Here is a 466-nt window from a genome sequence, read left to right as displayed (position 1 = left end):
AGACTTCTCCGACAAGGCAGCACTCAACCTGAAAATCAAGAACAACCGCAAGCTGAAGCCTATCGGCTATCTTCAGCAAGGACTGGGCTATGATGACCAGACGTTGTGGAAGAGTGATGTCTTCGCCATGCAAATCAACAAAAAAACGCAACAGCTCTTGTCGCTCAAGGCTAATGACACGGGCTTGACTTATAATACGTCGCAGTCTTTCGGACTCGACCAAGTTTCTGATTTCTCATCGTTTACATGGGATGGAATCAGCCTTTCTGCACAAGATATTCCTAGTGTATCTTTGAGCCGATACGTAGACAACAAGTCGGGAGAAGGAGCTTTCAACTCTCTCTTCAAGCTGAAGGACAAACGAACGCTTACTCTCAATTTGCGCTATGCCGGTGATGACCTGCACTACCAAAACCAGAAAAACTCCAGTATCTTCGTAGATGACAACCAGTATCAAGACTTCTCT

1 pseudogene is annotated in these 466 nt (G+C 45.7%); it reads left to right on the top strand.

Going from position 1 to position 466, the window contains the following annotated elements:
- A pseudogene (locus tag ACQRBJ_RS16230) lies at positions 1 to 466 on the top strand (hypothetical protein); the annotation flags it as partial.

The sequence above is a fragment of the Prevotella sp. SGI.167 genome, from assembly GCF_050313615.1.
GTDB lineage: Bacteria > Bacteroidota > Bacteroidia > Bacteroidales > Bacteroidaceae > Prevotella.
This window is presented reverse-complemented; position numbering and strand designations above follow the sequence as displayed.